The organism is Aeromonas sp. R7-4 (assembly GCF_040908055.1).
Taxonomy (GTDB): domain Bacteria; phylum Pseudomonadota; class Gammaproteobacteria; order Enterobacterales; family Aeromonadaceae; genus Aeromonas; species Aeromonas sanarellii.
The window spans coordinates 82,335-88,881 of the sequence record NZ_JBFODA010000010.1; the positions used below are offsets into that span (position 1 = coordinate 82,335).

The window sequence follows — 6,547 nt, forward strand, 5'->3', positions numbered from 1 at the left end:
TTGGGGCAAGGCATGAGCAACAGTCTGATAGAAATTACCGCCATCGAGATCAAAGAGCTGGCCGTTATCGAGCCGAAGCAGGCCAGCGAGAAGTTCGAGCTGATCGCCAAGACCATGTCTGACGACCAGTTGGCAGAAGTGATTGAAAACATTGATATCGTTACCCTGACCCAGATCAACGGCCAGCACGACATCTCCTTCCCCTCCATCATCTCCGAGCTGATGACCCCGGAGCGGATCCGCGACATCGTCTGCCAGCAGCCGCTCTACTGGGAAGAGGCGATCAAGAACAACGCCGACGAGCTGCAACAGCACACCTTCGACTTCCTCAACTACCTGATCCGCACCCAGGATAGCGAAGCCAAGCAGCGGGAGATCCTCGAGTGCGTGGCCGAGGATCCGGCTGGTCTCTTCTACCTCGCCATCCCCTTTATCGAGTTCTATCGTGGCGATCGCTATGAAGAGGACGAAGGCTATCGCGACGTGCTGCACGCCGAAGAGGAAGATCTCGAAGAGTCCCTGCGCTACAGCGAGCGCCAGCAGAGCGAAGATGTCCACGACTACGCGCTGGATGACCCGAGAAGCCTGTTGATGCTCATCCGCGAGCTGGCCCCCGAGGTGGAGAAGTCCATCAAGTCGCTGCTGCGGAGCGAACACTCGACCTGGGACGGCATCATCAACAAGTTTGCCGCCGAGCTGGTGATGCAGGCCAAAGAGAAGAACAAGGTCGAGGAAGACGAGTACGGCGACGTCGACGACATGTTCAGCTTTCTGGATTAAGGAGCCCATTCATGCAGTTAGTCATTCGCGATGCCAACCAGGGCCCCTTTCTGACCCAGGTGCTGCGCTTTGGCCGCGACAATGAACGGCTGAGCGAGCAACAGCTGGCCGCCATCAAGGGCAAGGCGGTGCTGATGAGCCTCAAATTCGCCGACAAGTACTACAACAAGTACAAGATGCACCTGCTGGAGCAGGCCGCCCACGACGTCATCGGCGTGGTGAGCCTGGGCCTGCAGGAGCTATCCCAGCGGGATCCGGCCAAGGCGCTGGCCCTGTTGCAGGCACCGGAAGGCCCCATCAAGCCGTTCCAGAAGGGCTGGTCCATGCTCATCACCGTCAGCCCCAAGCAGACTGGCAACAGCCTCTACGGTGACGTGGATGCCCGCCTGCTGGACAAGATCTCGAGCCCCCCCGACATCGAGGAGTGGCAAGGCTGGCAGGAGTACGAGAAGGCGCTGGCCGAGCACAACAAGAGCCGCCTGATGGAGCTTATCGATCAGCACTTCTTCGCCTGCGAGAGCGACCACCCCACCATGGAGGACAAGCTGGCCGAGGCCCTGCTCTACCGCATCCTCTGCGGCAAGGGCAGTGGCGCAGCCCCGCTCAAGGTGAAGCAGGATCTCAAGCGCAAGCTGGCGCGGGAGATTGCGCTCGACGAGGCCTGGTACAACACCGACTATCTCGCCGCCCAGCTCGCCCTGATGCTGAGCGCGCTGCCCGCCGACATGGCCGCGGCCCTGCGCCAGGAGCTGAGCCCGGGCTTCGTGCCGAACCTGCTGCATACCCTCGGCTTTGTGCGCCAGTACCAGCAGCTGCAAAAAGAGGACGCCTCCCCGGAGAAGCTCGACAACATGGAGATGCGCGCCGGTCTCAAGCACCCCCTGCTCGGCTGGCCGCTCTATCACGACTTCTGATGACGGGTCTTTCCCTTCTGCGTATTCCAACGCCCGGCTTGCCGGGCGTTGTGCTATCCATTCAGGCCTGACTACCCCCTAAGCGTCATTGGCCCACATTTTGTCAGGGATATAATGACTCCCCCATACCAGAGCCGGGGAGCAAGGTCGTGAGCAGAAAGCCGGACCGCATTACCGCAATGCAGCAGATCATCGACGCCGTGAAGGCGGAATTTCCGCTCTATCAACCGGATACCTTCAGGTGCGGGCCGGACAACAGCTGCATCGGCTGCCCCAAGAAACTGATGGAGCTGGTCGACAGCGAGCTCTGCTACTGGCAATACCAGATCCAGCGCGGCATCCCGCCCACCTTCGACGAGCTCTATAGTTTTGGCAAGATGTGCAGGAACATCCGCCGGGCGCTGGTGAAGAACGGCCGCATCCCCGCCTGAGCGGCCACCAAGGGGGCACTCACCCCAGGCCGGCAATAGCGTCAAGGAGCAGACCATGAACCAGGAGAGGATCCAGACCCGCTACCCCCTAGGTGGCCCCTTTGCCAGCCGCGCCGAGCTGGAACAGGCCATCACCCGGGCAATCGAAGCCCACAGGCCAGACTTCTTCCCCTTGCTGGAGCGGCTGGTGGATGAGGGCAATCCCGGCGTCCACCTCAGCCAGGAGCACCCGCCCCGGGTGCTGGGCATCTCGCTCGATCAGGATGGCGCCCGGGGCCTGGCCCGCCTCGGCTACGAATCCAACTTCTTCGAGGGTTGTCTTATCGTCGACAGATATGAGCAGCACCAGACCGACCTGCCCTTTCGCCTCGAAGAGGATGCGCTTCTCTTCGATATCGAGCTGCCCATCGCGTGGGATTTCAATCGTTGAGGGGTTCGCCCGCCTCATCATCACAAGAAAGGAGCCTTGCCGGCTCCTTTTTCGATGCTCCCCGCAGATGGCTGGCGAGGCGGCTTCGCCCCTCCGCCCGCGTCAGGTGAGATAGTAACGCCACGACCGGACCGGCTCGGCGTAACCGACCCGGATGCAGAAGGGCGCCAGCTCGTGATTGGCCTGCTCCAGGCTAAGGGTCTGGTGGGCATCCTGCTCGCACCACTGCACGAACTCGCCGCTGTTGAAGCTGTAGTGATCCCCGTGAAAGGCTCCGTGGGCCTCGATCAGTCCGATGGCTTTGTCGATCTCCATGATTGGCCTCCTGGCACTGTGCTCTCCTCTTCAAGCTTAGCCAGTGGGGCGACTGGCGAGGTCTGAATGTCCGCGCCATTGGCCCAGTGGCCATTAGAAAGAGTGGGATGGATTATAACGGAATTGTGGCAACCGATTGACGCAAACGTCTGATCACGCTTCGCTAACAAACCTACGGCACGGATCACAATATAACATGCGTGTATCATGGTAAAATCTTCAACACATACATAAAAATTAAAATATTATTACGGCACTCTGCAAGAACAATACCCCTTGGGTAATACAGGGTTAGGCACAATATGAAATATCGCAAGACAGATAAGTGGGATAATATTAAAAGCACAGAGAACTTATTGTTTTTCGCTCAAATGTTTGATGAGCTTTTTTTCGACTTTTCCTTAGATACCTATAAACCATCTGCAATGAATACCAGTCTGCTATGCGAGGAGGCCTTAGAAGTCATTGAGGAGATAAACAAAGGAAATATAAAACAACCAAATTTACAGCATGTAATAGATGAATTATGTGAAAATTTATCAAAAGATCACGTCGTGAAATCTTTATTATCTCTAGAGTTGAAACAAATAAATTCAGTTTTGTTAGACCCAAAACAAAAATCTGATGATAAGAAAATAGTCATAGAGCTCATACTTAGACAAATATATCTTAAGAAGTATAAGAAGAAAAATGAAGAGCTCCTTATCCAAACTATCAATGGAGAAAACAACTTTTCTATTATTCGCTCATTAGCAAGAAGCTATGCAACAACTTTACTAAATATTGGCTATAGTTCAGAGTTTATTTCAGAAACAACAAAGAAGTTTTTCCACTACGACAAAAATAGAATCTCTGGCAATGAAGCGATAAAAGACTTTATTGATATTTTCTCTCATAAAGTTAAGTCATACCGCCTAATATATAGAGCAAAATCAGATATAGAGTTATATAGCGACTCATTATCCACCTTTAATGTAAAGATAATTGAAACAATAGATGATTTAGATGTAGATCTAACTAATCATTCCTTCACCAAAGGTGCAGATGAAGTTTTCATATGTGTTGATGATATAAAATCAAGAGACACACACTCCGCAAAAAATAAAGCTGAAAAAATTTTAGACACATTAAGTACCATTTTTGGATTATTTCATCATAAGGAACAACTTAATTGGGCTAGCGACTGCTTGATCATTGATGACACCGATAAAGTAGTTAACCGCTCCAGAGTAAGCATTAATGCCATGCATAAATGCATTGACCAAAAAAAATCCAGAGCCGCACAACAAGCAAATCGTTTTCTGTCAGAGTTTGGGCTTGAGAAAAATTCATTCAATATTTTTGCACGCTCTGCAGAACTTCACTCTCTAGCACTTAAGAGTGAATCAAATGAAAACCAAATGCTAAATCTATGGATTTCTTTAGAGTCAATAATCCCTGCATGCAATGATGATAAAATATCCAACATTGAGCACATAGTTAACAGCATCATACCATTCCTAAACTTAAGCTATTATCAAACACTTGTGGCTAGATTAACTAGCGATCTATTTAATTGGAACAGAGGACAAACAAAGAGAATTTTAAAACAAGTTTCAGGCGAAAATCAGGTGGTAAAGTTAGCTAAGCTACTTTCTATAGATGAGCATCAAGGATTAAGAAATGAATTTAAAAATTCATTTAATGACTTTCATTTGTTAAAGGACCGATTTGAATATCTAGAGCATGTTTACTCAAGCCCTAAGAATATGCTCAACGGACTGGAATCACATACAAAAAGAATCGGTTGGCAAATTCGCCGCATTTATCGCGCAAGAAATATGATTGTTCATAGTGGAACAACTCCTAGCTACATTGAAATGTTGATTGAAAACATACACAGTTATTTAGATCATGTGATCAGGGAAATTATTGATTTAGTATCTGACTCACAGAAAATATTAAGCATTGAACAGGCATTCACCCTGACTAAAATGACATATAAATCGCTTGGTGACACTTTATCTAAAAAAGATCAGAGATTCACTAATGAGCTTATAGAACAGATGTACAAAGTATAAAAAAGGGCGCTTTCGCGCCCTTTCTCTTTATTACCCTTCCTGATTTTCCCCGACTGCCGACTCGCCGGCGACGGGTTCAATCTCGAGTAACGGTTCACCCAGACCAGTTGACAGGTAAAAAATGAGACGATCGTCCGGTGATCCACTATTGCCTCTTGCGTGATCCTGTCAGCTTGGCACCATCAGGGGCATGAGCACATCCATGACCCCACCGGCCGCTTCGCCGCTGACCCTTGAGCAGGCTAATGAACTTATTCAGAAGCTGATGGCGCGCATCGCCGAGCTAGAAGACCGACTCAACCAGCACAGCGGCAATTCCTCCAAGCCTCCTTCCAGTGATGGGCCAGGCTCACCACCACCTGCTCGGCCGCGCCTTGCCTCAGGTAAAAAACGCGGCGCCCAACCGGGCCACAAAGGCGCTCGGCGTGAGCGTCATCCAGCGGATGAACGGCTGACGGTAATACCCCATTACCCTGCCAGACAGTGCGCCTGCTGTGGGGGCAATGTGGTATTTCATGACAAACCCTACCGCGTCCATCAGGTCTTTGACCTGCCCGAGGTCAGCTACAGGGTGACCGAACATCAGCTCTTTAGCGGCACCTGTTGTCATTGCATCGAGACCAGCCCGGCTCCGTTGCCCGAGACGGTGAGCAGCAGCCAGATGGGGACCAACCTGCTGAGCTACATCGCCCTGCAAAGTGGTCTGTTTCACCAGAGCATTAGCCAGATACAACAACAGCTTAAACAGCACTTCGGCCTGAGCTTCAGTCGCGGCGCCATCAGCGAGGCGCAAGGGCGAGTCAGTGCCATGTTGACCCCGACGCACCAGGCCATCAAACAACAAGTGCAATCAGCCTCCTGTATCCATGCCGATGAAACACGGCATCAGCGTGGTGGTGAGCGGCGCTGGATGTGGCTGGCACTGAGCAAGGTGGCCGTCTGTTTCATGACGGCGTTTGGCCGGGGTCAGGATGCGGCCAAACGGCTGCTGGGCTCAGAATTGGATGGCGTGTTGGTGACAGACCAGTACGCAGGATACCGTTTCATCGACAGCAGCCAGCGTCAGCTGTGCTGGGCCCATGTACTGCGCAATGTGGCAGCGATTGCCGACAGCGGCGAAAAGGTCAATCAGCCCATTGGGGCCCGACTGGTGCTTCTCGCAAATAGCGTATTCAGGGTTCGACATGGCTATGAACAAGGCGTGTTGAGCCAGAAACAATATCAGCGAAGGCTTGAGCGATGTCGGCAAAGCTGGCGAAAAGAGCTGGGGCGAGGCAGTTTGCTGTGCAGCAAGCGCTACCGAGGTCGCTGTCGGCTACTGCTCAAGGATGATGAAATGCTGTGGCGTTTTCTGGAAAACGACGAGATAGCCTTGACCAATAATGAGGCGGAACGGGCGCTACGCGGGTATGTGCTGTGGCGCAAGGGGAGCTATGGCGTTTGGTCACATCGGGGAGAGCTGTTTCGGCAGCGCATCTTGTCTTTGATAGAGACAGCCAAGCGGTTAGGTCGCTGTCCGCAGGAATGGCTGAGGGCCGTGGTCGGTGCCTGCATAGAGAAAACAGACTACCCGCTCCCGGAAGAGTTGTTGTCAACATCCTCCCGGTGAACGGTTAC

Annotated in this window: 7 protein-coding genes; 6 read left to right on the forward strand and 1 reads right to left on the reverse strand. The window is 52.1% G+C overall.

All coding sequences use genetic code 11. The features are described from left to right. Positions 1–12: 12 nt before the first annotated feature. From AB5Y72_RS01575 to AB5Y72_RS01590, 4 genes are all read left to right on the forward strand, one after another. Positions 13–780, forward strand: coding sequence for a hypothetical protein (locus tag AB5Y72_RS01575; RefSeq protein ID WP_368198479.1), 768 nt, complete (start codon positions 13–15; stop codon positions 778–780). 11 nt (positions 781–791) lie between these two features. Then, positions 792–1,694, forward strand: a complete 903-nt coding sequence (locus AB5Y72_RS01580; RefSeq protein WP_368198480.1) for a hypothetical protein — start codon at positions 792–794, stop codon at positions 1,692–1,694. Positions 1,695–1,873: 179 nt separating this feature from the next. Further along, positions 1,874–2,125, forward strand: a complete 252-nt coding sequence (locus tag AB5Y72_RS01585; protein WP_042079396.1) for a hypothetical protein — start codon at positions 1,874–1,876, stop codon at positions 2,123–2,125. Positions 2,126–2,180: 55 nt separating this feature from the next. Next, a complete protein-coding gene (locus AB5Y72_RS01590; protein WP_368198481.1) occupies positions 2,181–2,555 on the forward strand; it encodes a hypothetical protein in 375 nt (124 codons plus the stop codon). A 102-nt stretch (positions 2,556–2,657) separates the two neighbouring features. On the opposite strand, the gene AB5Y72_RS01595 is transcribed toward AB5Y72_RS01590, so the two are convergent. Beyond that, positions 2,658–2,870, reverse strand: a complete 213-nt coding sequence (locus AB5Y72_RS01595; protein WP_368198482.1) for a hypothetical protein — start codon at positions 2,868–2,870, stop codon at positions 2,658–2,660. A 302-nt stretch (positions 2,871–3,172) separates the two neighbouring features. On the opposite strand from AB5Y72_RS01595, the gene AB5Y72_RS01600 reads away from it, so the two are divergent. Then, on the forward strand, positions 3,173–4,930 hold the full coding sequence (locus AB5Y72_RS01600) for a hypothetical protein (RefSeq protein ID WP_280094585.1): 1,758 nt from the start codon (positions 3,173–3,175) through the stop codon (positions 4,928–4,930). A gap of 190 nt (positions 4,931–5,120) precedes the next feature. Continuing rightward, positions 5,121–6,539, forward strand: coding sequence for an IS66-like element ISUnCu16 family transposase (locus AB5Y72_RS01605; protein ID WP_201972752.1), 1,419 nt, complete (start codon positions 5,121–5,123; stop codon positions 6,537–6,539). Positions 6,540–6,547: the final 8 nt, after the last annotated feature.